The sequence below is a fragment of the Bartonella sp. MR100HLJHH genome (genome assembly GCF_042194215.1).
In the GTDB taxonomy this organism is placed as follows: Bacteria; Pseudomonadota; Alphaproteobacteria; order Rhizobiales; family Rhizobiaceae; genus Bartonella; species Bartonella grahamii.
On record NZ_JBHIMR010000001.1, the window covers coordinates 231,034 to 256,719 of the forward strand.

Genomic DNA, 25,686 nt, shown 5'->3' on the forward strand with positions numbered 1-25,686 from the left:
TTTATGAAACTGAAAGAAAAAGGTTATGAATCATCCGGATATTGCTAGACGTGTTTACAATCATACTTGGAAACTTGATCCCATTATTCGTTCACTTCTCGATACGGATTTTTATAAGCTTCTTATGGTACAGATGATTTGGGGGTTGTATCCTAATGTTAATGTTACTTTTTCCCTCATAAATCGCTCTAAAACAATACGTCTTGCCGATGATATTGATGAGAGTGAATTACGTGCTCAACTTGATCATGCTCTTAGTTTGCGCTTTACAAAAAAAGAAATGATCTGGCTTGCTGGTAATACATTTTATGGACGCAAACAAATTTTTGAACCGGATTTTCTTCAGTGGCTTGAGAATTTTCAACTCCCAGAATATGAACTAACCCGCAAAGATGGCCAATATATGCTTCATTTTTATGGTTCGTGGGCTCATAGCTCTATGTGGGAAATTCCAGCCCTTGCTATTATCAGTGAATTACGTTCACGTGCAGCTCTCAAAAAACTAGATCGTTTTGCTCTTGATGTACTTTATGCGCGTGCTAAAGCAAAAATGTGGAGTAAAGTTGAACGTCTCAAAAAATTGCCTGATATTAAAATATCTGACTTTGGGACAAGGCGTCGCCATTCTTTTTTATGGCAGCGCTGGTGTGTGGAAGCATTAAAAGAAGGCATTGGTAATTCTTTTACTGGAACTTCTAATGTTCTTCTTGCCATGGATACGGATTTAGAAGCTCTTGGAACCAATGCACACGAATTGCCCATGGTTATTGCGGCTCTCAGCAACAACGATGATGAATTACGCAGAGCTCCATATCAAGTCTTGCAAGATTGGAACCGTTATTATGGTGGAAATCTTCTCATTGTTTTACCTGATACCTTTGGTACAGAAGCATTTTTACGCAATGCACCAGATTGGGTCGCTGATTGGACAGGTTTCAGACCCGATAGTGCGCCCCCTATTGAAGGTGGCGAACGTATTATTCAATGGTGGAAAGAAAAAGGAAAAGATCCACGCGAAAAACTTTTAATTTTTTCTGATGCTCTTGATGTCAATACAATTGAAAAAACCTATCATCATTTCCATGGCAGAGTGCGCATGAGTTTTGGATGGGGCACGGATCTTACCAATGACTTTACAGGCTGTGCACCTCAGGAAATCGAAACTCTTGATGCTCTTTCCCTTGTTTGTAAGGTGACCTATGCCAATGGTCGACCAGCCGTAAAGCTTTCAGATAATCCTGAAAAAACGATCGGTGATTCAAAAGAAGTACAACGTTATCTCAATTTTTTTGGTAATAAAAAGCGAATTGCTAGACCTATAAAGACGTAGTTTCCGGTTCTTTAAACGAGTATATTGACTCATCATATTGTTTATAAGATTGATTTTTGTCCTGCCCTAAGGATGAGGGGTCTTAACCTTTGCTGGTCTGTAAATAGTTCGGTTGTTTTTTGAGCAGATTCTACTTGGCCTACCACGCATACGCTTCACTTACATAAGGATTCGACAGATCAGACTTAAAAATATTCACTACGCATTAAAAAAATACTTAACTTGCTAGGGAAGTTTAGCCAAGGAGGCTTCCTTATATCATTGTCATAAATAACGGTGTTATACGGCACGACAAGATACTGTTGTTTTGCATGTTGAAAGAGCGTGCGTGAATATCATAAATTTTTTTCATTTCAACCCTTTTAAATCAAGCACACTCATCTCCTTACATGTATGAAGGTTTTCAAGTTTTAAGGGTTATTGTTGTAGCTCGACAGTAGGTTTGTACTAAGTGGGAAGAGATAGGATTAAGTAGGAATACGTGGTAATTTGTTGTTTTTATGTACAATTTTGACCATTAAATGCGCGTTTTATCAAAATAGATTTTGACGCCTAAAATTGCAAAAATTACCGAAAATCAGAAAAAAATGCGTTTCCATAGTAAAAATGAGAAAAGGCTTTTCCCCCCTTTGAGAACATCTTTAAAACTCTTTGAAAAAAAATAAATTGGTACAAAATCTAGTGTAAAAATATACAAAACCCAATGAAAAGCTACAGTTGTAACATTAGGAATTGCTAAGGCAACATTGGAGGATGACAAATAGCACGGTGACTATCGGTGTGCATTTTGTAAGGCAAGGATGATGGTGCTCAAATGAATTTTATACACTTTACAGGAGATTTTACTTTATCCATGTATGGTCTGCCATCATGAAATGCGTAAAGCGTTGAGAAATGTTCATTAAAATAAATGTGTAAATAACATGATTGGGGAGCCCTTTTGTTTTACATGAGGGGCATGACCTCATTAAAAAACAGAGAATGCAATAATATTTTTATTTCGAATAAGCTTTATACAAAGACAGAGAATTTATTTATTCACATATTATAATAAGAATGCGTGTATGCATAAAACCATTTGAAAAACTCTGTTGTTTCTTATGAATTATTCTTAAGCTAAGAACAGATGTAACATTAAAGATTGATATAATAGACCGGCTTCTTAACTGTATAAGTATAAAATGATGATGTTTAATAAGCTTTGTATTATATCCTCATTAAGAGATATGAAAACAAACGAAACGTCTTTTTAGAAAGAAATGGCTATCATATCAATGACTTTTCAATGACGTATATATAGAGATTCATACAAACATGTCTTATAAAAATAATGACTCTCTTCCATGAATGTGGTTTATCCAAGTGAGAACATTTTGAGTGTGCGTAAACAGTCTTCTTTGTTCATAAAAATTATTTCACAAACATATTATTAATTAAGTTCTTTCAAAAAGCTTGCTATTTCATATGCATTTTGGATATGGAGAGCTTATATTCAAAACTTAAAAGTCCTCATAGTTTTTACAAATAAGTCGAAGCTAAAAAGAGTATCTCATAAAGCCTTTTCTATCATTATGAAGATGGACGTGTTAAAATATAAAGGGCAATCAGCAATAATATAACCGCAACAAGTAAGGAAATCCATGAAGGAGGGTGTACCATTACGAAAAAGGATAAAAATCCTCCTGTCATACTCATTATTGCAAAAATTTTAATGAATGGAGAGATTGCTTTTTTTTCTTCCCATCGCTTAATAGGGGGACCAAAAATGCGATGATTATTCAACCATTGATGAAAACGTGGAGAAGAACGCGTAAAACACCATGAGGCAACTAACAAAAAAGGCACAGTTGGCATAATAGGTAATACTACACCGATAATACCTAATATAACCATTGTCCACCCTGCTATATAATAGCAGATACGCAAAGGGTGAGATATCTTCAAATCTTTTTTCATTTTCTTGTATTTTTTTCCTCTACGCAAAACCCTCTACAAAAACATTATATCTGTTTTTTTCTGTTTACATGTCTGAGTGCACAATTACTTTCTACCCCTTCATGCGTAAGCGTCTTTGCTGTTATAAGTTCCTTGAAAATACCAAATAGCTCACGCAATATGATAATCATTTTAACTGATTTCAAGAAAAGAGAAGAGATTTTAGAAAATCAAAAAAAATAAAAAGGCTGCAGAATAAATCAATGCAGCCTCTTAATTAAGAATGCAGCGTTGGGGGGGAGAAAATGTACCGCATTCACTTGCTAGACATTAGGAGGAAAAATAACCTAGCACCTCGAACTCTAATTAAAATAGAAATGAGAAACAATATATAAAAATGCATGGCTGATATGCATGAATTTTAACACTTTTAAGTTTCTTGAACTGTGTTTTGACGAAAAAAAATCATCATGAAAATAGCCATAAAAATCAACGTCAAGATCAACACAATTGTGGAAGCAGAATCAGAGCCGATAAATAAGCTGAGATAAATCCCTAAAAAACCAGAAAAAGCTGCAACAAGTATCGCGATCATTAACATAAAAGAAAACCGCTTTGTAACAAGATAGGCAATTGCTCCTGGTGCTATCAGTAAAGAAATAACGAGCACGATACCTACAGCTTTCAAAGCCGCAACAATTGTAAGAGAAATCATCGTTAGAAGGGTATAGTGAAGTAGAGATATTGGTAACCCCATTGCATGTCCTTGAACTGTATCAAAAATATACAACATAAAGTCGCGCCATTTTGCTGCTAAAATGAAAGTGACAACAGCAGAAATGATCGCCGTTTGTGTTATATCAAGCCAGTTAACACCTAAAAGATTACCAAATAGAATATGATTCAAATCTAAGCTACTATAAATAGACGTGGCTAAAACAAGCCCCAAACCAAACATCGAAGAAAAGACCACACCCATCACCGTGTCCTGTTTGATACGGCTATTGCTTCCTAAAAAACCCGTTAATAGTGCACACACCATTCCTGCAACAAAAGCACCGCAAGTAATCAGAGTCATTGTAATATTCTCTGGACGCATATGTTGAAACCAAGCAAATGGCAAAGAAGTCAAAAATGCGATTACCCATGGTGTTGTCATATAACCAACAACAACACCTGGAAAAACTGCATGAGAAATGGCATCGCCTAACAGCGCCCATCCTTTCAAAATAAGAAAACAGGAAAGCATCGCCATGGGAATAGAAAGAATCATGACAATAAGCATACCCTTAAGCATAAAAGAAAACTGAAACGGAAGTAGTAATTGATCAATCATGATAATATTACACCCTTTTTTGCCGCATTTATGCGTAAGCGCGCAGCAATATACCCATGTTTAGGAGCAAAAATAAAAGCCAAAACAAATAAAGATGCTTGAAAAAGCACAACAACCCCCCCCGTTTGTGCATTTAAAAAATAACTCACATAAACACCCAAGACACTTGTGAATGTTCCAATTACAACTGCAATAACCAAGATATTCACGAAACGATCACTTAAAAGATAGGCTGTTGCCCCAGGTGTCACAACAAGACAAATGACTAAGAACGCTCCAACGGTTTGCATAGCAGCAACAGTACAAGCGGCAAGTAATGTGAAAAAGAGAATCTTTAAAAACTTTACATTTAATCCAATGGCATGCGCATGTGTTTCATCAAATAACGAAACAAGAAGATCCTTCCATTTCAAAAGCAATATAAGCAACGAAAAAAAGCCGATAAAAGCCAATTGTAGAATATCTGATGAACTAACGGCTAAAATATTTCCCAAAACAATCGTATCAATATTAACAGCCATTGGTTTTAACGATTTGAGAAACAACCCAAAGGCAAAAAAGGAGGAAAAAATGAGCCCAATAATGGTATCTTCTTTAAGCTTTGTCCGGTGGTTAAAAAAGAGCATTGCTGCTGCTGCAAGACCACCAGAAAAAAAAGCGCCGAGTGAAAAAGGTAACCCTAAAAGGTAAGCTCCTGCTACACCAGGAACAATCGAATGGGAAAGAGCATCACCAATCAATGACCAACCTTTTAACATCAAAAAAGCCGAAAGAAAGGCACAAACACACCCAACTAACCCAGAAACCCACATTGCATTCACCATATATTGATAGCTCAGTGGCTCAAGCAACCAAGAAATCATGCAACGTGCTCCACTCTTTCAATATCTTCACAAACTGCAGACTGCTTTCTTCCCATGAAACCATCATTTTTTTTTGTGCTAGGAAGATCAAAAATATGGTGGTGCAAAGATCCTCCAAAAGTTTTTTCTAGATTTTCTTTTGTAAAGATTTTTTCTGTTAACCCAGAAGCTAAAACGGTTCCTTTTATTAAAACTGTATGATCACAAAATTCGCGAACAGAACCCAAATTGTGAGTTGAAACCAAGATCACTGCTCCTTCTTTACGAAGATCTTGTAACAAAGCAATGATTTTATCTTCTGTTGTAACGTCAACCCCTGTAAACGGCTCATCTAATAAAATAGCTTTTGCTTTCTGTGCAAGAGCGCGCGCTAGGAAAACACGCTTTTTCTGTCCACCAGAAAGTTCTCCAATCTGGCGCTTGGCAAAAGCCAACATATCAACGCGCTCTAAGGCAATACGAACGGCTTCATAATCTTGTGTACGGGCATAGCGAAAGAAATTCATATGACCGTACCGCCCCATCAATACAACATCTTCGACCAAGACAGGAAAATTCCAATCAACATCTTCACTTTGAGGAACATAAGCAATAAGGTTTTTTTTCAAAGCTATATCAACGGGCAAATCAAACATGCGAATTTTTCCCTTTGAGGGGCGTACAAACCCCATAATCGCTTTAAATAACGTTGACTTACCGGATCCATTAACACCAACTAATGCCGTAATAGAACCCTTTGGACTTTCAAAATTCACTTCGCGTAAAGCCGTATGTCCATTACGATAAGTTACCGTTACTCCTTGGGCAAATATTCCAGATTCCGTCATTGGCTTTTTACTCCCTCTAATAAAGCATTGCTAATACGCCCACTCGTGACACGTAATAAATCAATATAAGTGGGTACCTCACCATTTTTCTCACTTAAAGAATCAACATAAAGAACTCCACCGTATTTAGCCCCTGTTTCTTTAGCAACCTGCTTAGCAGGCGCAGGGGAAATAGTGCTTTCAGAAAAAACTGCATGAATATTGTATTTGCGAACCATATCAATAACATGCTTGACCTGCTGTGGTGTTCCTTGCTGGTCAGCATTGATGGGCCATAAATAAAGCTCTTTTAGATTAAAATCACGCGCCAAATAGCTAAATGCCCCCTCACTGGTCACAAGCCAACGCTTATCTTGCGGTACGGCTTCTAATTCAGCCTTAATTGGATCAATCGTTGCACGAATTTTCTGTTTATAAATTTCAGCATTCTCTTTATAAATAGCAGCATGTTCAGGATCATATTTTACAAAAGCATCGCGAATATTATCAACGTAAATCAAAGCAGAGGTTGGTGACATCCACGCATGAGGATTGGGTTTACCGCTAAAGGGGCCCTCACCAATTTTAATGGGTACAATACCTTTTGAAACAACAACACTTGGAACATCCTTGATATTTTGAAAAAACTTTTCAAACCAAAGCTCTAACTCTAATCCATTCCACAATACAAGGTTAGCTCCCTGAGCACGCATAAGATCGCGAGGGGTGGGTTGATATTCATGAATTTCCGCACCTGGTTTTGTAATGGATTCAACATCAGCAGCATCACCTGCTACATTGCGTGCCATATCAGCAATGATAGTGAATGTCGTAACAGCTTTAAATTTACCAGCACACAAAGCAAAATTGGGTGTAAAAAAAATAACACTTCCTAAAACTATGCTGAAAAACGTTCTTACGTTCATTGATTCTCTCTTTCCTTTATATGCCTTCTTTTTATTGCAAATAATTTGCATTATCATTTAGCAATAGCAGTTATCTTTTACATTTGCAATGAAGGATTAAGAGAAAAAATAACTTTTCAAGATGTTTAAAAACAGCTTTTTTCATATTGAAAAAATTGATGATTTAAGCAGCTTGTTTTGGTAAGGAGATCCGCTTTCAAGAAGCTCTATAGCTCTTGAATGCCAAACAAAAAGGGAGCACTTAAAAATGCTCCCACTTCATGTAAAATATCTCATAAAAAATGAAAATACTCAGTAGCGCAAATATGCACCTGTCATTTTGGTAACATTATCCACGATCTTTAAGGCAAGCTTTTCTAAATCTTCATCTGTTAGAGTCCGTTCTATGGGCTGAATAGTTACTTCAATTGCAACAGATTTTTTATCTTCGCCAAAGCTTAAATCTTCAAAAATATCAAAAATCTGCACTGAATGAATAAGTTTTTTATCGGCTCCACTTGCCGCACGAATAATAAGAGAAGAGGCAACAGTTTTATCCGCTATAAAGGCAAAATCACGCCGCACCATTTGAAAAGGTGAGAGTTTCAAAGGAGGACGGCTTTTGGTCGTTTTTTTCTTTGATTCTGGAATTCTGTCTAGAAAAATTTCAAAGCCGCATAAAGGGCCACTGACATCTAACTTTTCTAATGTAGCAGGATGAAAAACACCAAAAAAACCAAGAATAATCTTTGATCCAAGTTTTATGACACCTGAACGACCAGGATGATACCAATCGGGTGCTCCTACTTCAATCTGCACTTTTCCAACATCCATATCGCATGCTTCTAAAATAGCTAAAGCATCTGCTTTGGCATCAAAAACATCAACGACGGTTGCATTTCCATTCCAAAAACGACCAGCCCCTTTAAATTGCTCTGTTCCGCGACGAATCCCACTAACAACACGGTGTTGTTTATCAGGGGTATCGCCTTCATAAATATTGGAAACTTCAAACAAAGCAAGATCGGAAAAACCACGATCAGCATTTCTCTGTGCCGCCATAATCAAACCAGGTAAAAGGGAAGGACGCATCATTGACATATCAGCAGCAATAGGATTAACCAATTTAAGCTCTTCTTGACCTCCTCCAAAAGCAAGAGCTTGATTTTCAGAAATAAAAGACCATGTTACCGCTTCTTTCATACCACGTTGCACTAAAGCCAAACGTGTAGCACGTGAACGAATTTGTGCGCATGTTAAAGTTTGATCTTTTCCTTCTGCGAAGTTTTCCAAAGGAATAGGTTTAATTTTATCTAGCCCATAAATCCTCATGACTTCTTCCACCAAATCGGCTTTCCCCATAATATCAGGGCGCCATGATGGTACTTTTACTGTAACGACATCTCCTTTTCCTTCAACGAAAAATCCAAGTTTTGTTAAAATAGAGATGACTTTTTCAGGTTCTATTTCCAAATTTGTTAAACGTTTAATTTCAGAAAAAGGAAAAGCGATCTGTTTGATTTCTTGTTGCTGATAGCCAACGATCCTCTTCTTAGATACTTCACCACCACAAAGACGTAAGACCAATTCTGTTGCAATCTCAAGCCCTGTTTCTATAAAAGCCGGATCAACACCTCGTTCAAATCGATAACGTGCATCACTGATAAGACCTAATGCTCTTCCTGTTTGTGCAATGCTTTGCGCATCCCAAAGCGCTGATTCAATAATAACGCGACGTGTTGTCTCATCACAACTCGTTCTTTCACCGCCCATGATACCGGCAATCGAAACAATCCCCTCTTCATCTGAAATGGCACAATTCTTAGCGCCCAAATGATAGATTTTTCCGTTCAGTGCTTGAAGCTGTTCTCCCTCACGAGCACAACGTACACACAAATTACCTTTAATTTTATCCGCATCAAAAACATGGAGTGGACGACCAAGGTCAAAACTTATGTAATTGGTCATATCAACAAGCGCATTAATCGGTCTCAAACCAATTGCATTCAAACGCTGTTGCATCCACTGAGGTGATGCACCATTTTGAACATTGCGCACTTCACGCCAAGCAAAACCTAAACATAATGATGAATCTTGCGAAAAATCTAATGAAACATCGAGAGGTGTTTCAAAGGAAGGCTCAAATTTTGACAAGGATAATTCTTTTAATTTTCCCATTCCAGCGGCAGCAAGATCACGGGCAATACCACGAACACCTGTACAATCAGAGCGATTGGGGGTCAAACCAATATCAATGATCGGATCATCTAAACCAGCATAAGTTGCAAATGAATCTCCAATAGGTGCATCTTCTGGAAGTTCTATAATCCCGTCATGTTCATTTGATAATTCAAGCTCCGCTTGCGAACACATCATCCCAAAACTTTCAACACCGCGGATTTTTCCTACAGATAATGTCGCATCGAGTCCTGAAATATAAGTGCCTGGTAGTGCCAGAACACCAACAAGACCTGCACGCGCATTTGGTGCTCCACAGACAACTTGAACAGGTGTAGAAGTCCCTGTATCGACGGACAGAATCTGGAGTTTATCTGCATCAGGATGCTTTATTGCTGTTAAAACTTTTGCAATCACAAAACCTTTTAAAGAAGACCGATCATCAACGTAATCAACCTCAAGACCTATAGCTGTTAGTTTCTCACAAATTTCATCCAAAGATGCACTTGTCTCTAAGTGATCTTTTAACCACGACAATGTAAATTTCATTTTAAAACCTCACATGAAAGCGATGACTAAGATCACATATTTCTATTAGGAAAAAAAGCAGGCATATCAAAGCAACGAAAGCCATAATGGTCTAACCAACGCAGATCAGCATCAAAAAAAGCTCGTAAATCAGGCATACCGTATTTCAACATGGCAATACGGTCAATGCCCATTCCCCATGCAAAGCCTTGATATTCATCGGGATCTAAACCAACATTTTTCAACACATGAGGATGCACCATTCCGCATCCTAAAATTTCCAACCAATCCTGTCCTTCTCCGAATTTTACTTCTGAACCAGAGCGATCACATTGAATATCCACTTCCATAGATGGTTCGGTAAAAGGGAAAAAAGAAGGACGAAAACGCATTTTTACAGAGGGAACTTCAAAAAATGCTTTACAAAAGGTTTCATGTAGCCACATCATATGGGCAATGGTGGAGGTTTTATCAATGACAAGACCTTCTACCTGATGGAACATGGGCGAATGCGTCGCATCCGAATCCATGCGGTAAGTTTTTCCAGGAATAATGATCCGTATCGGTGCTTTTTGTTTTTCTAGTGTGCGAATTTGTACGGGTGATGTATGGGTCCGCAACAACTTTCGTTCTCCCATTTTATTGACATCAAAAAAGAAGGTATCATGCATTTCGCGTGCGGGATGCCCTTCAGGAAAATTCAATGCCGTAAAATTGTAATAATCTGTTTCAATATCAGGTCCCTCTGCAAGAGAAAAACCCAACTTCGTATAAATGGCAATAATTTCCTCAATAACCTGTGAAATAGGATGAATGCGTCCCCGTTCTATAGGTGAAGAGCGAACAGGCAAGGTAACATCAACCGTTTCACGAGAAAGACGGGTATCCATTGCCTGTCTTTTCAGAATATCACGCTTTTGCGCCCATAATTCTAAAATACGATTTTTAAATCCATTAAGAACTGGTCCAACTTTATGGCGCTCGCTAGCATCCATCTTCCCTAATGCTTTTAATTTTTCAGAGATGCTACCTTTTTTACCCAATGCTGCAATACGCACTGCTTCAAGTGCCTGTTCATCACCCGCTGCCTCTAAGGCTAAACAAATTTCTTGTTCCAGACGCTCAATATCGTTCATATTTTTGCCTATTTTTTAATAAAAAAAAACCCGCACTCGCAACAGCCAGCACGGGACCTCGAATAAATAAATGCTTTAAGAGAACACGACTGGCTTACTTGACAGCGCCTTCAAAAGCATTAGGTGTCGTATCTTTTAAATATTCCAAAGCCTTTTTTGCCGAAGCTACTAAAGCAGAAAATGCTTCTGCTTCGTGGATTGCTATGTCTGAAAGAACCTTACGATCAACCTCAATACCGGCTTTTGATAAGCCATCAATAAAACGTCCATAAGTTAAACCTTCTGCGCGAACAGCTGCATTAATTCTCTGAATCCACAAAGAACGGAAAGTACGTTTCCTATTTTTGCGATCACGATAAGCGTATTGCTTTGAACGATCAACTGCTGCTTTAGCTGCACGAATGGTATTTTTACGACGACCGTAAAAACCTTCAGCCTGTTTAAGAACTTTTTTGTGCTTAGCGTGTGCTGTCACACCTCTTTTCACACGTGCCATATTATAATCTCCTCAAAATCAAAAGCGTAAGGTTTAAACACCATTCGGCAAATAATGCTGAATGACTTTTTTAGCATCTTGTTCACACAAAACCATTGTTCCACGTGCATCGCGAATAAATTTATTCGAACGCTTAATCATACCGTGGCGCTTACCGGCAGCTGCTACTTTAATTTTGCCTGACGCAGTGATTTTAAACCGCTTTTTAGCGGATGATTTGGTCTTCATCTTGGGCATTTTGCTACTCCGTACATTAATTTATTCAATCAAACATTTTATTCACTCAAGCGGACCAACGCTTGAACAAGCATTTAAACAGCCACGGCATGCCCTGCCGGGCAGTTCTAATAGTGTTTCCATAAGCCACTATACACAAAATAGCAAGACCGTATTACAAAAAAATCGGAGCTCCATTGCCTTGAAGCTCAACTAAAGGTGCCGGAATAGCATTTGTTTTGATAGCTGCTTTACATAGATCAGCAATAATGCATTGCCTACATTGTGCTTTACGTGCTTGGCAAACATAGCGTCCATGTAAAATCAGCCAATGATGCGCATGACGAAGATAATGGATTGGTATAATCTTTAATAATTTTTTCTCAACAATCTCTGGTGTTTTGCCAGGCGCTAAACCAAGACGATTGCTTAAGCGAAAAATATGTGTATCTACTGCCAATGTAGGCTGACCAAAAGCAACATTCAAAACAACATTAGCCGTTTTGCGCCCCACTCCAGGAAGGGACATAAGTGCTTCACGCGTATCAGGTACTTGACCGCCATAACAATCAATTAAACAGTTACAAAGTGCATAAACATTGCGTGCTTTTGCTCGCCAAAGACCAATTGAACGGATATGATGTGCTATTTCTTCTTCTCCTAATGCAACCATTTTTTCCGGTTGATCAGCAAGGCGAAATAATTCTTTTGTCGCTTTATTAACGCTTACATCTGTCGCTTGAGCCGAAAGCACAACGGCAACCAAAAGCGTAAAAATATTTGTATAGATAAGATCACTCTTAGGCGCTGGGCGTTGCACAGAAAAACGGCGAAATATTTCTGCAATTTCATTTTCATTATATAATATACCAGATAAATTTCGCACTTTTGACAATTTTATGGTACCTTGAGGCATTGAACTCTCTTAAATCTTCTCTCTTGAAGTTATCATTCACGCTCGCCATATGAGAGGAATGCAGCGAACACTTTTATAGAGTTTGGTCAAGTAAAGCCGTTTTAAAGAGGATACTCATGAATGACACATGTGACGCCTTTCTCCAATCCCTTTCTTTTAGGGTTTGAAACCGTAGAAAAAATATTGCAACGTATCGGTAAAGCTGATGAGGCTTACCCAGCCTATAACATTGAACGTTTGCATAAAAATGATGATGCAAATCATATCCGGATAACTTTGGCTGTTGCTGGATTTAAGATTAACCATCTTAATATTTTGCTCGATGATAATCAATTGGTTATTCATGGTAAACAAACGGACAACCAAAATCATCAATATTTATATCGCGGTATAGCTGCGCGACAATTCCAGCGAACCTTTGTTCTCGCGGAAGGGATGCATGTTACAAATGCAGAGTTGAAAAATGGTCTTTTATCAATTAATCTGTATCAACCAAAATTAAAAAAAGAAATAAAACAGATTCCAATTAAAGTCAGTAGTGGTGAGTCATAAAAGTTAAGGCGTAAAGGAACAGTGAAATGGGAGAACATAAACAAAACTTGTCGTTTCAGAACACATCCTACTCTGATGCGGGACAGATTGCCTATTTAAAAAAAGTTTGTACAGATGATCTGGCTAAAAACTTTCCAGATCTTCCACCAATGACCCCAGGAATTACGATATGGGCTCTCTTTGGTGAAACAGGTTATCCTATCATTTTATCCGATGAGCGTTCTATCGCCCTTGCTGGAGCCAATGAGCATGAACTACAAATTGTAACTCTGCACTAGATTACCTTACGAGAAAACGCTGTACTCTTTATAAATTCTATCTATTTTTTCGTAAAGGGTGTAATGTGAGTTATAATGAGATAAGTATAGGTTTATATTCATAATTAATTTTTACAACTGGAATGAGAGTCCCGAATATCATAAGGTTCTCTCATTTGAAATCCTCTTGTATTAAAACAATTAAAGTCACTTGCTTGTATGTCACACGCAGGGAGAGCCGTGTGGATAAAAACACTTAAAGAAAGGAATAAAAATATCTCTTGTGAATTGTCTTAATTAGCAAGGATGTTGGCAATATTGGGGATGAGAAAAATGTATGATGGTGTCAGTTTGCTTCTTCATAAGTGTGAAGATGTCCCCTATAGATTTATATTATTCACGGGAACTTTTATACTATTCATAGGCGCTATCGTGAAATAGGCTCGAGTGTGCATTGAAAGATGTTTCTTTAAAATGAGTACATGAAGGCTATACAAGTGTATTTTGTTTGGGGTTTTCTGTTCTTCGTGAGGAGAGTAACTCCATTGAAGAGTATAAAAACAAAAGCATGATATAATGCGTCATCGTTATTTAAAAGATATTGCTATGAATGCTTTTGAAAGATGTAAAGCTGAATTGTAAGGAGATGATAGATTTTTACCATGATGCCTTTATATTCTTTCCAAATTAGGCTGTCTTCTTGTTCCAGAAATTACGCAAACAGATAGATGAAATATACTTATCAAATCTGGCATACAAAAATCTGGTACAGTTCGTGCCACACTGAAGCGTTTTGATATTTGTCTCAAACGTGGAATTGCACAGGGATTAGATGTTGATTAACAGGTAATAAAAAAACAAAGGCCTTATGAAAAAGTTTATGCAGAGCTTTTAATTTTGTGCTTCAAATGCCTCAGTACAAGGTATTTTTCTCTTTTGAATATTAAAGCTCTTGTTTTTATAATGAAGTTACAGCACAACAAGCAAAATGGAATTATTTGAGGGGAAAAAAATAATGCCTTCTTACCGTTCAAGAATATCGACCCACGGGCGTAATATGGCAGGAGCCCGCGGACTTTGGCGTGCAACAGGGATGAAAGATACTGATTTTGGTAAACCCATTATTGCGATTGCGAATTCTTTTACACAATTTGTACCAGGGCATGTCCATTTAAAAGATCTTGGGCAATTAGTCGCACAACAGATAGCGGTTGCCGGTGGTGTTGCGAAAGAATTTAATACCATTGCTGTAGATGATGGAATTGCGATGGGGCACGATGGAATGCTCTATTCTTTGCCCTCACGTGAAATCATTGCTGATTCTGTAGAGTACATGGTTAATGCACATTGTGCGGATGCACTTGTCTGTATTTCTAATTGTGACAAAATTACGCCTGGTATGTTAATGGCTGCTTTACGGTTGAATATTCCGACAATCTTTGTTTCAGGCGGTCCTATGGAAGCAGGTAAGATTAAATGGAAGGATCAAGATCTAAGGGTTGATTTGGTCGATGCCATGGTTGCAGCAGCTTCAGAACAGAATTCAGAAGAAGAAGTTGCTGAAATGGAGCGTGCTGCTTGTCCTACATGTGGTTCTTGTTCAGGAATGTTTACAGCCAACTCCATGAATTGCTTAACGGAAGCATTGGGGCTTTCGCTTCCCGGAAATGGATCAATGTTAGCAACACATGCAGATCGACGGATGCTTTTTGAAGAAGCTGGAAAACAGATTGTTGCATTGGTTAAACGTTATTATGAAAAAGATGATGAAACAGTTTTGCCCCGCTCTATTGCTTCACGCAAGGCTTTTGAAAATGCAATGACCGTTGATATTGCTATGGGGGGATCAACCAATACGGTACTGCATCTTTTAGCCGCGGCGCAAGAAGGTGAGGTGGATTTTACCATGACGGATATTGATCATCTTTCACGTCGTGTTCCTGTTTTATGTAAGGTTGCTCCTGCTGTTGCGAATGTACATATGGAAGATGTTCATCGCGCTGGTGGTATTATGGGGCTTTTAGGCGAACTGGATGCGGCGGGACTCATTGATACGTCAACTTATACGGTTCATGCAAAAACAATGAAAGAAGCTCTTTACCGTTGGGATGTGAAACAAACTAATGAACCAACAGTCCGTACATTTTATCGTGCTGCTCCTGGTGGTATTCCAACACAGACAGCTTTTAGCCAATCTTGTCGCTATGAGACCCTTGATCTTGATCGTGAAAAAGGTGTGATTCGCGATAGGGAACATGCATATTCACAAGATGGAGGATTGGCAGTTCTTTATGGAAATCTTGCAAAAGATGGCTGTATTGTAAAAACAGCAGGCGTTGATCAATCAATTTTAACTTTTAAAGGTCCGGCAAGAATTTTTGAAAGCCAAGATTCAGCTGTTTCAGCTATATTAACTGATAAGATTAAAATAGGTGAAATTGTTTTAATCCGTTATGAAGGTCCACGTGGTGGACCTGGAATGCAAGAAATGCTTTATCCAACAAGTTATCTCAAATCTAAAGGATTGGGCAAGGTTTGTGCACTTGTTACGGATGGACGTTTTTCAGGGGGAAGTTCAGGGCTCTCGATAGGACATATTTCACCAGAAGCTGCTGAAGGAGGAGAAATTGCGTTGGTGGAGGAGGGGGATATCATAGAAATTGATATTCCAAATCGTAGAATTCATATGTTGGTGGATGACGTTGAGATGAAGCAGCGCCGTGCTAAGATGGAAGCAAAAGGAAAAGGTGCTTGGCAACCGATTGAGAAGCGTCAGCGTAAAGTTTCAAAGGCTCTCAAAACCTATGCAGCGATGACCACATCTGCTGCAAAGGGTGCAGTACGTAATATTTGATGAGATGAATGACGCGTCTTATAAAAGAGAGATAGTATTCTGATTTTTTGCATCTTTTACACGATATTCTAAGCTAATTATTTTATGAGTTTATGAACTTATCAGAATATTTCGAGCCATGATAAGTATGATTAAAAAGCTATCAATACAACTAAAAGCTGCTGCGGATTGCTTATTTCAGCAGCTATGTAAGACAGATAAAGATAGATATGGTATGATTACGCTTCATATCATATTTCAATTTTATACGAAATTACGATTTCCTGTTCTTATATTTATGAAAGATATTTATTGTACTGGTGGCATTATCTTTTTGTACCGTAAAAACACTGTCATTTAGGGCTGTGATATACGGCATCTTCCTTAATATATTAAGTGTTTTTTAAGTGTGTGGTGAATATTCTTAGACTTGTTTATCAAGCTTTGGGTTTAAGTGAATCACATGAAGGAAGTCAAGGTAAATCCCTTAGAATCTAGACTGTTTGCAGACTTGATGTGAATGAAAATCTTTATCCTTTGAGGTGTGGGAAGGAGTTCAAAGGATGTTTAGGAAAATAAAATGCTGCTGTGATATATCTGATTATATGGTTCATATGAAAACAGTAAAAGAGCTTTTTATAACTTAAAATGTGAAGAAAATACGAGACCCATCATCCATGAATTTATTATGCAAAATGGGGTGGCATCCCAACACCGACAGCTTTAAACTAAAACTGTTGCTATGATAACAATAATATTGATTGTGAAAAAGCATAATTCATTAAATATTGCGTATTTGCAAGGTGGAGGAGATTTCATGACAATCTTCACAAAAAACGACTATCTTGTAAAAATAGTCGATATTGACTAATTTTTTGTCTACGGGCCAATATTGATCTAAGGAAATATGGAATATAATGCATAGGATTTTGCCTCTATATGCATTACACTTATCAAAATATATTGTGTAGAAAAGCGATGGGAATACGGTAAACAACAGTTTGTGCTGTGGCATATCAAAAAGTGATACTTTATCTCCTCTTAAGAAAGCTTTTTAATAAAAAATAACATCCGTTTTCTATAAGAGGTTATTCTTTTCAAGCTGTTTGAGGTGGTAAATTGCTTCTAAAGCTTGTTTAGGAGAGAGTTCATCGGGATGGATATTTTTTAAAGCTTCGTGAAGTACACAATGTTTGTTTCTTGCTTCATTGACGGGAGATGTTGCTTTAAGAGAAAAGAGTGGTAAATCATCAATGAGTTTATGCCCTTTTCCAGCCATTTCACCTTGTTCTAATTGATGGAGTACATCTGTTGCTCGTGTAATAACGGCTGGGGGAAGTCCAGCAAGCTTTGCGACTTGTACACCATAGGAACGGTCAGCAGCTCCTAGTGTGACCTCATGAAGAAAAACTACATCACCATCCCAATTTTTGACTTTCATGGTTACATTATGCAGTCTGTCAAGTTTTTCGGTAAGTGCAGTCATTTCATGAAAATGGGTAGCGAGAATAGCACGACAATGGTTAACTTCATGGAGATATTCAACAGCAGCCCAAGCAATAGAAAGTCCATCAAAGGTTGATGTCCCACGTCCTATTTCATCAAGAATAACAAGGGAATGGTGGCTAGCATGATTGAGAATTGTTGCTGTTTCAACCATTTCCATCATAAAGGTTGAGCGCCCCCGTGCAAGATCATCGGAAGCCCCAACACGACTAAATAGGCGGTCAACAACACCAATATGTGCTGAAGTCGCTGGAACGAAGGACCCCATTTGCGCCATAATAGCAATAAGAGCATTTTGCCGCAAAAAAGTTGATTTTCCTCCCATATTAGGCCCTGTCAACAGCCAGATTGCTGCATATTGCTGATTTTCTTGCACAGAGAGATCACAATTATTGGCAATAAAAGGTTCTGCTGCTTGTTTGCGGAGTGCTTGCTCGACGACAGGATGGCGTCCTGCTGTGATATGGAAGGTAAGTGAAAGATCAATTTTAGGTCGGCAATAGCCTTGTTCTTCAGCAAGATATGCTAAGGCGACAGAGACATCTAAAATAGCAAGTGCTTCAGAGGCTTTACGAATAAAATCAACTTGTTCGGTAATTTCCTGAACGAGAATATCAAAAATCTCTAGTTCAAGTGTCAATGCGTGATTGGCAGCATGGGCAATACGGCTTTCAAGGTCAACAAGCTCTGTTGTCGTAAAACGCATAGCGTTTGCCATTGTTTGCCGATGAATAAAACGTGCTTTAGCTTGTGGATTATTTGTAAGAGCAGATGCTTGTATACTGGTTACTTCAATGAAATAACCTAGAATATTATTATGCTTTATTTTAAGCGTTTTAATATCTGTTTCTTGGGCATATTGCGCTTGAAGTTCAGCAATGACACGGCGCGATTCATCACGTAAAGCACGCATTTCATCGAGCTCTTTATGATAATTTGAACGAATAAAACCACCATCACGTTTAAGGAGTGGGAGATCATCAGCTAATGCTTGTTCTAAATGAAAGTATAACGCTGTGGGTAAGTTTGAGAACACCTGTTGTACATCACTTATTTCTTGAGGCAGAAGCTCATTATTAAGAAGTTGATGCAATTCACGAATGATTTCAAAGCCGCGCTGGATTGTCGCCATATCACGGGGACCTCCTCGTCCAAGAGCCAAACGTGAAACGGCGCGGGGCATATCTGGTCCCCCTTTTAAAATAAGCTTTATCGCTTCTGCAAGAGAAGGATTACGTAGAAAAAAATCGATAGAATCCAAACGTGTATCAATAGCCGAAGGAGTGGTGAGGGGAGCAATAAGGCGATCGATGAGAAGGCGTGATCCTCCTCCTGTTACAGTGCGATCAATAGCTTTTAATAAACTTCCATCCCGTTGACCTGATGTCGTACGAATAAGTTCAAGGCTTAATCTGGTTGCGGCATCAATAAAAAGAGTCGCACTTTCATTTTGGCGCTCAGGCTGCATGAGGGGAGGACGATGCGTGATTTGTGTTTTTTCGATATAACGAATAGCAGCTACAATTGCAGAGAGTTCGGAACGTGAATAATCGGCAACGCCTTCAAGAGTTGAGAGTTTAAAATAATTGCAAATATCGCGTTCAGCGGTCAGTGCATCAAAGAGACAAGCAGGTTGAGGTGAAACGATACGATCAAGAACATTAAAAAGTGATTTGTGAGATTTATCATGAAAGAATGAATCAGCAACAATGATTTCTTGTGGATCCACACGCATAATATCTGCCAAAAGTTTTTCTTGGCGGCTTTCTGTTACACGAAATATGCCTGTTGAGATATCAATCCAAGAAAGAGCAAATTCCTCTCCATCGCTTGTTTTTATACGGGAAAGTGTCATCAAATAATTTGCGCGTGTTGGATCAAGGAGTTTTTCTTCTGTTATCGTTCCAGGTGTTACAAGGCGAACAACATCACGCCGAACAACAGATTTTGAGCCACGTTTTTTTGCTTCAGCAGGATCTTCTATTTGTTCACAAACAGCAACTCGGTAACCACAAGCAATCAGTTTTTGTAAATAATCATCAGCAGCATGAACGGGAACACCGCACATAGGAATATCTTGTCCTAAATGTTTTCCGCGTGCTGTGAGTGTGATTCCTAAAGCCTGAGCAGCTTCAATCGCATCATTAAAAAATAATTCATAAAAATCCCCCATTCGGTAAAAGAGAAGAGAATCATGATGTACGGCTTTGATTTCTATGTACTGCTCCATCATAGGTGTCAGACGTTCTTGAGAGGAAGCAGATGAGGAGGCAGGCTGTGGAATTAAATTATTTTTATGGTTGTCTTTTTTATCCATTTGTACGAGGCCTGTTTCCTTTAAGTGAAGTTTTTACTCTTTTTTGTTTACTTCAATATCTATTTATCTCTAAATTGCAACGCATCATCAGATTTGCTAAGGCAAGAATAGCGAGTTCTAATACATGAATCAAATTTAATGACTATACGCATTATCAAGCAAAATTTACACTGTTTTTGGAGAAAATAAAGTGAGATGAAAAAGAGCGAGCAGGATCAGAAAATGTCTCAAACTGTTTACAGTGCGAGCGAAAGAGAAGCTCTAGATTTTCATAGTCGTGGTCGACCAGGAAAGCTTGAGATTGTTGCAACAAAGTCTATGGCAACACAGCATGATTTAGCACTTGCTTATTCACCAGGTGTTGCAGTTCCAGTTAAGGCAATTGCTCAAAATCCAGCGCTAGCTTATGATTATACAGCAAAAGGCAATCTTGTTGCTGTTATTTCAAATGGTACAGCTATTTTAGGGTTAGGCAACTTAGGAGCTCTTGCCTCTAAGCCGGTCATGGAAGGCAAAGCAGTGCTGTTTAAGCGTTTTGCGGATATTGATTCCATTGATTTAGAAATTGATATAAACGATACAGAAAGTTTTATCAATTTGGTGCGTCATTTAGAACCTTCTTTTGGTGGAATTAATCTTGAAGACATTAAGGCGCCAGAGTGCTTTATGATTGAAAGCCGCCTACGCGAGGTGATGAATATACCTGTTTTTCACGACGATCAACATGGTACAGCAATTATTGTTGCTGCTGGTGTTCTCAATGCTTTGACTTTAACAGGGCGTGATATGCAAAATACGCGGTTAGTCTGTAATGGTGCTGGTTCTGCAGGAATTGCTTGTATTGAACTGATTAAAGCGATGGGCTTTCGTTCTGAAAATATCATATTATGTGATACAAAGGGTGTGGTCTATGAAGGCCGCAAAGAGGGAATGAATCAGTGGAAATCTGCGCATGCTATTCCAACAGATAAACGTACGCTTATAGAAGCAATGGAAGGTGCAGATATATTTTTTGGGGTTTCTGCTAAAGGTGCTCTTACTCCTGAAATGGTAAGATCTATGGCACCACAGCCGATCATTTTTGCTATGGCTAATCCTGATCCAGAAATTACGCCGGAAGAGGTTATGCAAGTGCGTCATGATGCCATTGTCGCAACAGGGCGTTCCGATTATCCAAATCAGATTAATAATGTTCTCTGCTTTCCTTATATATTTCGTGGTGCACTTGATGTGCGTGCAAGAGTTATTAATGAAGAAATGAAGATTGCTGCGGCAAAGGCTCTTGCCAATTTAGCGCATGAAGAAGTGCCTGACAGCGTTGCAGAAGCTTATCGTGGAAAGCGATTAAAATTTGGTCCTAATTATATCATCCCTGTTCCTTTTGATCCACGTTTATTGACGGTTGTTTCAATAGCGGTAGCAAAAGCAGCAATGGAAAGCGGTGTTGCGCAAAAGAACATAGATGATTTAGAGGCCTATGAGCGCGATTTGAATGCGAGACGTGATCCTACTTCTTCGATGATGCGTGGGGTTTATAACCATGTTCGTCAAGCGCCAAAACAAATTGTCTTTGCAGAAGGTGAAGAAGAGCAAGTTATGCGGGCAGCCGTTTCCTATGTTCATCAAAAATTAGGACAAGCGATTTTGGTCGGTCGTGAAGAGCAAGTAAGAGAAACAGCTGTTATCGCTGGAATTGATCTGGAGCGTGAAGGTATTTCTATTATGAATGCTAAGCTTTCTTGCCGTACAGATGATTATGCGAATTATCTTTATAAAAAGATGCAGCGTCAAGGCTGGCTGTTGCGTGATTGTCATCGTCGTATCAATAATGATCGCAATTATTTTGCTGCGTGTATGGTGGCACTAGGAGATGCTGATGCAATGGTTACAGGGGTGACACGCAATTATGAAACAGCGCTGATCGATATACGTCGTGCAATTGATGAAAAACCAAAAGAACGATTGATTGGTATCTCAATGGCCATTTGCCGAGGACGAACTGTGTTTATTACGGATACAGCTGTTTATGAAAATCCTAATGCTGAAGAACTTGCGGATATAGCGGAACAAACCGCTTCGTTTGTACGTGGATTTGGATATCAACCACGGGTAGCATTTTTAGCATTTTCTACGTTTGGTTATATGAAAGGGCAAATCACACAGCAAATTCAGGATGCGATTAATATTTTGCATGAACGCAAGGTTGATTTTGAGTTTGATGGAGAAATAAGTGCTGATGTAGCACTCAATTCCAAATTGATGCAGCAATATCCATTTATGGGATTAACAGAGCCCGCTAACATTTTGGTTATGCCTGGATATCACGCGTCTTCCATTGCAAGCAAAATGTTACAAGAACTTGGTGGAGCAACCATCATTGGTCCTATTTTAATTGGATTGGAAAAATCTGTCCAAATTGTACCGTTTAGTGGAAACGATACAGATGTGGTCAATATTGCAATGCTCGCGGCTTATCATGCCGCAAAAGCCGTCTAAAGGAAAAAAGCCCCTAATATACCAATAATATATCAAGGGGCTTTATGATAGCAAAAGAATAAATTTTTTAAGAGGGCTGTATTTGATTGTCTTTTTGTTCTTCGGCGAGACGCTTTTGGAAGAGGGCTGCAAAATCAATAGGATCAATCCATAAAGGTGGAAAACCACCATTTTGAGTAGCATCAGATATAATTTGGCGAGCAAATGGAAATAAAAGACGGGGACATTCAATAAAGACCAATGGCATAACATGTTCTTGTGGAATGTTTTCAAGGTGGAAAACACCACCGTAAATCAGTTCCACATGAAATAAGATTTCAGTATTATCATTGGCTTTGACGGAGAGAGACAAAACGACATCATAATTGTCATCACCAATTGGGTTAGCATTGACGTTAATATTGATATCAATTTGTGGTGATTTTTCATGCGTACGCAATGAACGAGGAGCACCTGGGTTTTCGAATGATAAATCTTTTAAATATTGAGTTAATACAGCAAAAACCGGCTCTCCACCACTGTTATTCATTTCACCTTCGGCCATACGACGAACCTCTCTCATTATAATATGTATATTTATTTTAGATCTAAAGACCAAATTGGTTATCACGCCTTGAAAAAGGTTGCAAGAAATGCGCTCTTTATCTTGAATATTTTTTTAGTTTGTTACAGATTTTTTAGGCATTTCAATGGTTATCATCATTTTTGCGCCATGGAGATTCTGTCGTATCATGAATTGTGTAATCTTCTGCGTTAAGATCAATTATTTTTTCAGCATCATTTTTTCTTTTAGTATTGGGATTCATTTTGTTTTGTAATGATGTAAAGAAATGCCAAACAATAGAGCGAATTGGTTTAATAAGAAGTAATATTCCCAAGAGATCACTTACAAAGCCAGGAAGAATAAGTAAAATTGCACTAAACATGATGAAAACATCATTAATAATATTATTCTCTAATGTACGCCCTTGGATAAGTTCAGTTTGTATGTTTTTTAAAAGGCAAAACCCTTGAACTCGCAATAAAACGACCCCAACTATGGTTGTGAGAATAACCAAACTCAAAGTTGCCAAAATACCAATTTCTTGACCAACAAAGATAAAACCAGCGATCTCGATTAAAAGAATGCAAAGAAAGATAACAACAAAAAAACGAGGACTTATAGAATAAAGTTTTATCACATGCAAATTTCCTTCTGGATGAGGTGGGGAGAAATTCTTAAGAGCACTCCATTTAATATAAAATCTATAAAAATATTTGAATGGTAGGATTCCTTATTTTACATATTTATTGATAAATGGTATTGACTGCAATGTTTATTAGAGATTTAAGCTTTGGAGATTGACAGCGCCCATGGAATTTGACGTTATACTTGTCATAGCTCTTGTTGTTATGGTTGTTATTTTTGTGCAACTCCGTAATGTATTAGGGAAACGAATTGGGTTTGAAAAGCCCCCCTTTGATCCTTATTCGCGTCGTTCTAAAAAACAGGTTGAAGCAGAAACGGCTGATAATATTGTTTCGTTCCCTCATCAGAAAAATTCACAAAAAGACGACTTTAGTGAAATTGATAAAATTTCACCGGAGGGGAGTATTTTGAATAAAAATTTGCGGGAATTGCATAAAATTGATCCTCAATTTTCTCCTCAATTTTTTATAAAAGGTGCACAAATTGCTTATGAAATGATTGTAACAGCTTTTGCCAAAGGTGATCGCAATCAACTTAAAAGCTTGCTTTGTCAGGATGTTTTTGAGAGCTTTTGTACGGCTATTGAGCAACGAGAAAAAAATAAAGAGAGAATAGAGTTCACTTTTGTTGGAATTAATAAGATCGAATTTGTTGCGGCGGCAATACAAGAAAAGGATGAACTTTTAACGATACGTATTGTCAGTGAGATGATTTCTGTTACTTATAATGAACAGGGTGAGCGTATAGACGGTGATCCTGATGCTATTGTAGAAATCAGGGATATTTGGACTTTCGTTCGCAATAGTTTATCGTCAGATCCAAACTGGAAGCTTTTTGCTACAGAAAATGAAAATTAAAATACTTTTTGTTTTTCTTCCATAAGTATTCAATGATTTATGAGAAATTAAAATGTCCTCAAGTAAATGGAGACAAAAAAGAGATTTATTGGCTTCACAGGATCGCCTTTTATGGGAGATGGTTTGTCGTACGATAACACCGCTTCACGGTAAGATGCTCTCTTCTGCTTCAGAAACTATTGCAAATATTAATGATAAAAAACAGCCTGTAACTCAAATCTCCTCATTGTCTCAGGAAAATCAACAATCCTCGACATTTATTAAAAAAGAAAAGAGGGCAGTTACACAAGTACAAAAGATTCATTTCTTTGATCATGTTGCACATCGTAAAATTTCCCAAGGTCGTTATCCTCTTGAGGCGCGCCTTGATCTCCACGGTTATATGCAGGAAGAAGCTTATTTTTTCTTAAAAAATTTTCTACAATCCTCTCAGCAGAGAGGATTGCGTTATGTCCTTGTGATTACAGGAAAAGGACGATCTGTTGGGAGCGATGGAGCTTTGTATAGATTTGTTCCGTATTGGTTATCAACACCAGCTTTTCGATATTATGTCCATGCGTTTGAGCAAGCAGCGCGTCAGCACGGCGGAGAAGGTGCACTTTATGTTTGGTTGCGCCGTTTCGTGTCGGGAAAAGGAAAGTGATGTTATTGTGGTCGTTCTAGGTTTAATATTTATTTATACGTAATAATTTATAGTTTTCGTATATTTCGTAAGAGCCTTGAATACAATATCCCCTTATTTATAATTTTTTATAAAAAATTATAAATATATCATTTTACATTCTACGTATTGCTTCACGCTTTTATTTATCGCATTCTTTGATGGGGCACATCCCTCACGCAAAACAGAATGACATTGGATTGCATATATGCACAGTCTTGTTTTAAAGAAACATTTCTCAACGCATCCAAGCCTATTTTGCGACGGCATCCGTGAAGGGTATAACGATAAATCCATTAAGACTCTTATCTTTATGCTTAATAAAAGAGCAAGCTGGCATCATCACACACTTTGCTAGCTCCCAATGTTGCAA

20 protein-coding genes are annotated in these 25,686 nt (G+C 38.1%); 7 read left to right on the forward strand and 13 right to left on the reverse strand.

What is annotated here, in order from left to right; genetic code table 11:
• The first annotated feature begins 25 nt into the window (after positions 1 to 25).
• On the forward strand, positions 26 to 1,330 hold the full coding sequence (pncB, locus tag ACFIJ7_RS00905; RefSeq protein ID WP_375632143.1) for a nicotinate phosphoribosyltransferase: 1,305 nt from the start codon (positions 26 to 28) through the stop codon (positions 1,328 to 1,330).
• A gap of 1,569 nt (positions 1,331 to 2,899) precedes the next feature.
• Here the strand turns inward: pncB and ACFIJ7_RS00910 are convergent.
• The 10 genes from ACFIJ7_RS00910 to nth form a co-directional block, all read right to left on the reverse strand.
• Positions 2,900 to 3,286, reverse strand: a complete 387-nt coding sequence (locus ACFIJ7_RS00910; protein WP_375635415.1) for a YbaN family protein — start codon at positions 3,284 to 3,286, stop codon at positions 2,900 to 2,902.
• A 409-nt stretch (positions 3,287 to 3,695) separates the two neighbouring features.
• The gene (locus ACFIJ7_RS00915) at positions 3,696 to 4,601 is read right to left on the reverse strand and encodes a metal ABC transporter permease (protein ID WP_012754509.1); all 906 of its coding nucleotides are present in this window, start codon (positions 4,599 to 4,601) and stop codon (positions 3,696 to 3,698) included.
• Positions 4,598 to 5,464: a metal ABC transporter permease gene (locus ACFIJ7_RS00920; RefSeq protein ID WP_012754510.1), complete on the reverse strand. Its 867-nt coding sequence runs from the start codon at positions 5,462 to 5,464 to the stop codon at positions 4,598 to 4,600. The genes ACFIJ7_RS00915 and ACFIJ7_RS00920 overlap by 4 nt, the downstream gene beginning before the upstream one ends.
• On the reverse strand, positions 5,461 to 6,291 hold the full coding sequence (locus tag ACFIJ7_RS00925; protein ID WP_375635416.1) for a manganese/iron ABC transporter ATP-binding protein: 831 nt from the start codon (positions 6,289 to 6,291) through the stop codon (positions 5,461 to 5,463). The genes ACFIJ7_RS00920 and ACFIJ7_RS00925 overlap by 4 nt, the downstream gene beginning before the upstream one ends.
• On the reverse strand, positions 6,288 to 7,196 hold the full coding sequence (locus ACFIJ7_RS00930) for a metal ABC transporter substrate-binding protein (RefSeq protein WP_375635417.1): 909 nt from the start codon (positions 7,194 to 7,196) through the stop codon (positions 6,288 to 6,290). Before ACFIJ7_RS00930 ends, ACFIJ7_RS00925 begins: the two co-directional genes overlap by 4 nt.
• A gap of 291 nt (positions 7,197 to 7,487) precedes the next feature.
• Entirely contained in the window at positions 7,488 to 9,902 is a 2,415-nt protein-coding gene (pheT, locus tag ACFIJ7_RS00935) for a phenylalanine--tRNA ligase subunit beta (RefSeq protein ID WP_375644384.1), read from the reverse strand.
• A gap of 32 nt (positions 9,903 to 9,934) precedes the next feature.
• Positions 9,935 to 11,017: a phenylalanine--tRNA ligase subunit alpha gene (gene pheS, locus ACFIJ7_RS00940; protein ID WP_375644385.1), complete on the reverse strand. Its 1,083-nt coding sequence runs from the start codon at positions 11,015 to 11,017 to the stop codon at positions 9,935 to 9,937.
• A 94-nt stretch (positions 11,018 to 11,111) separates the two neighbouring features.
• Entirely contained in the window at positions 11,112 to 11,513 is a 402-nt protein-coding gene (gene rplT, locus ACFIJ7_RS00945; protein WP_375635419.1) for a 50S ribosomal protein L20, read from the reverse strand.
• A 33-nt stretch (positions 11,514 to 11,546) separates the two neighbouring features.
• The gene (rpmI, locus tag ACFIJ7_RS00950; RefSeq protein ID WP_273722445.1) at positions 11,547 to 11,750 is read right to left on the reverse strand and encodes a 50S ribosomal protein L35; all 204 of its coding nucleotides are present in this window, start codon (positions 11,748 to 11,750) and stop codon (positions 11,547 to 11,549) included.
• A gap of 154 nt (positions 11,751 to 11,904) precedes the next feature.
• Entirely contained in the window at positions 11,905 to 12,645 is a 741-nt protein-coding gene (gene nth / locus ACFIJ7_RS00955; RefSeq protein ID WP_375635420.1) for an endonuclease III, read from the reverse strand.
• 120 nt (positions 12,646 to 12,765) lie between these two features.
• On the opposite strand from nth, the gene ACFIJ7_RS00960 reads away from it, so the two are divergent.
• The 3 genes from ACFIJ7_RS00960 (at position 12,766) to ilvD (ending at position 16,308) form a co-directional block, all read left to right on the forward strand.
• Positions 12,766 to 13,197 (forward strand): Hsp20 family protein, encoded by a 432-nt coding sequence (locus tag ACFIJ7_RS00960; RefSeq protein WP_012754518.1) that lies wholly within the window; start codon positions 12,766 to 12,768, stop codon positions 13,195 to 13,197.
• Between the two features lie 26 nt (positions 13,198 to 13,223).
• Positions 13,224 to 13,475 carry a DUF1150 domain-containing protein gene (locus ACFIJ7_RS00965; RefSeq protein WP_012754519.1) on the forward strand — a complete coding sequence of 84 codons (252 nt, stop codon included), beginning with the start codon at positions 13,224 to 13,226 and terminating at the stop codon, positions 13,473 to 13,475.
• A gap of 994 nt (positions 13,476 to 14,469) precedes the next feature.
• On the forward strand, positions 14,470 to 16,308 hold the full coding sequence (gene ilvD / locus ACFIJ7_RS00970; protein ID WP_375644386.1) for a dihydroxy-acid dehydratase: 1,839 nt from the start codon (positions 14,470 to 14,472) through the stop codon (positions 16,306 to 16,308).
• 1,057 nt (positions 16,309 to 17,365) lie between these two features.
• Here the strand turns inward: ilvD and mutS are convergent.
• Complete coding sequence (mutS, locus tag ACFIJ7_RS00975) at positions 17,366 to 20,110, reverse strand: DNA mismatch repair protein MutS (protein WP_375644387.1); 2,745 nt, start codon at positions 20,108 to 20,110, stop codon at positions 17,366 to 17,368.
• A 195-nt stretch (positions 20,111 to 20,305) separates the two neighbouring features.
• Between mutS and ACFIJ7_RS00980 the strand changes: the two genes are divergently transcribed.
• Positions 20,306 to 22,606, forward strand: coding sequence for an NADP-dependent malic enzyme (locus ACFIJ7_RS00980; protein WP_375635422.1), 2,301 nt, complete (start codon positions 20,306 to 20,308; stop codon positions 22,604 to 22,606).
• 67 nt (positions 22,607 to 22,673) lie between these two features.
• On the opposite strand, the gene secB is transcribed toward ACFIJ7_RS00980, so the two are convergent.
• Both secB and ACFIJ7_RS00990 read right to left on the reverse strand, forming a co-directional pair.
• Positions 22,674 to 23,150, reverse strand: a complete 477-nt coding sequence (secB, locus tag ACFIJ7_RS00985; RefSeq protein ID WP_375635423.1) for a protein-export chaperone SecB — start codon at positions 23,148 to 23,150, stop codon at positions 22,674 to 22,676.
• Between the two features lie 142 nt (positions 23,151 to 23,292).
• Positions 23,293 to 23,787 (reverse strand): FxsA family protein, encoded by a 495-nt coding sequence (locus tag ACFIJ7_RS00990; protein ID WP_375635424.1) that lies wholly within the window; start codon positions 23,785 to 23,787, stop codon positions 23,293 to 23,295.
• A 172-nt stretch (positions 23,788 to 23,959) separates the two neighbouring features.
• Between ACFIJ7_RS00990 and ACFIJ7_RS00995 the strand changes: the two genes are divergently transcribed.
• Both ACFIJ7_RS00995 and ACFIJ7_RS01000 read left to right on the forward strand, forming a co-directional pair.
• Positions 23,960 to 24,652, forward strand: a complete 693-nt coding sequence (locus tag ACFIJ7_RS00995; protein ID WP_012754525.1) for a Tim44/TimA family putative adaptor protein — start codon at positions 23,960 to 23,962, stop codon at positions 24,650 to 24,652.
• A gap of 52 nt (positions 24,653 to 24,704) precedes the next feature.
• The gene (locus ACFIJ7_RS01000; RefSeq protein WP_012754526.1) at positions 24,705 to 25,295 is read left to right on the forward strand and encodes a Smr/MutS family protein; all 591 of its coding nucleotides are present in this window, start codon (positions 24,705 to 24,707) and stop codon (positions 25,293 to 25,295) included.
• Positions 25,296 to 25,686: the final 391 nt, after the last annotated feature.

Bases quoted from the DNA above. Each gene is read 5' to 3' on its own strand.
- pncB (WP_375632143.1), top strand. From the start codon at position 26: ATGAATCATCCGGATATTGCTAGACGTGTTTACAATCATACTTGGAAA.
- ACFIJ7_RS00910 (WP_375635415.1), bottom strand. From the start codon at position 3,286: ATGAAAAAAGATTTGAAGATATCTCACCCTTTGCGTATCTGCTATTAT.
- ACFIJ7_RS00915 (WP_012754509.1), bottom strand. From the start codon at position 4,601: ATGATTGATCAATTACTACTTCCGTTTCAGTTTTCTTTTATGCTTAAG.
- ACFIJ7_RS00920 (WP_012754510.1), bottom strand. From the start codon at position 5,464: ATGATTTCTTGGTTGCTTGAGCCACTGAGCTATCAATATATGGTGAAT.
- ACFIJ7_RS00925 (WP_375635416.1), bottom strand. From the start codon at position 6,291: ATGACGGAATCTGGAATATTTGCCCAAGGAGTAACGGTAACTTATCGT.
- ACFIJ7_RS00930 (WP_375635417.1), bottom strand. From the start codon at position 7,196: ATGAACGTAAGAACGTTTTTCAGCATAGTTTTAGGAAGTGTTATTTTT.
- pheT (WP_375644384.1), bottom strand. From the start codon at position 9,902: ATGAAATTTACATTGTCGTGGTTAAAAGATCACTTAGAGACAAGTGCA.
- pheS (WP_375644385.1), bottom strand. From the start codon at position 11,017: ATGAACGATATTGAGCGTCTGGAACAAGAAATTTGTTTAGCCTTAGAG.
- rplT (WP_375635419.1), bottom strand. From the start codon at position 11,513: ATGGCACGTGTGAAAAGAGGTGTGACAGCACACGCTAAGCACAAAAAA.
- rpmI (WP_273722445.1), bottom strand. From the start codon at position 11,750: ATGCCCAAGATGAAGACCAAATCATCCGCTAAAAAGCGGTTTAAAATC.
- nth (WP_375635420.1), bottom strand. From the start codon at position 12,645: ATGCCTCAAGGTACCATAAAATTGTCAAAAGTGCGAAATTTATCTGGT.
- ACFIJ7_RS00960 (WP_012754518.1), top strand. From the start codon at position 12,766: ATGACACATGTGACGCCTTTCTCCAATCCCTTTCTTTTAGGGTTTGAA.
- ACFIJ7_RS00965 (WP_012754519.1), top strand. From the start codon at position 13,224: ATGGGAGAACATAAACAAAACTTGTCGTTTCAGAACACATCCTACTCT.
- ilvD (WP_375644386.1), top strand. From the start codon at position 14,470: ATGCCTTCTTACCGTTCAAGAATATCGACCCACGGGCGTAATATGGCA.
- mutS (WP_375644387.1), bottom strand. From the start codon at position 20,110: ATGGATAAAAAAGACAACCATAAAAATAATTTAATTCCACAGCCTGCC.
- ACFIJ7_RS00980 (WP_375635422.1), top strand. From the start codon at position 20,306: ATGAAAAAGAGCGAGCAGGATCAGAAAATGTCTCAAACTGTTTACAGT.
- secB (WP_375635423.1), bottom strand. From the start codon at position 23,150: ATGGCCGAAGGTGAAATGAATAACAGTGGTGGAGAGCCGGTTTTTGCT.
- ACFIJ7_RS00995 (WP_012754525.1), top strand. From the start codon at position 23,960: ATGGAATTTGACGTTATACTTGTCATAGCTCTTGTTGTTATGGTTGTT.
- ACFIJ7_RS01000 (WP_012754526.1), top strand. From the start codon at position 24,705: ATGTCCTCAAGTAAATGGAGACAAAAAAGAGATTTATTGGCTTCACAG.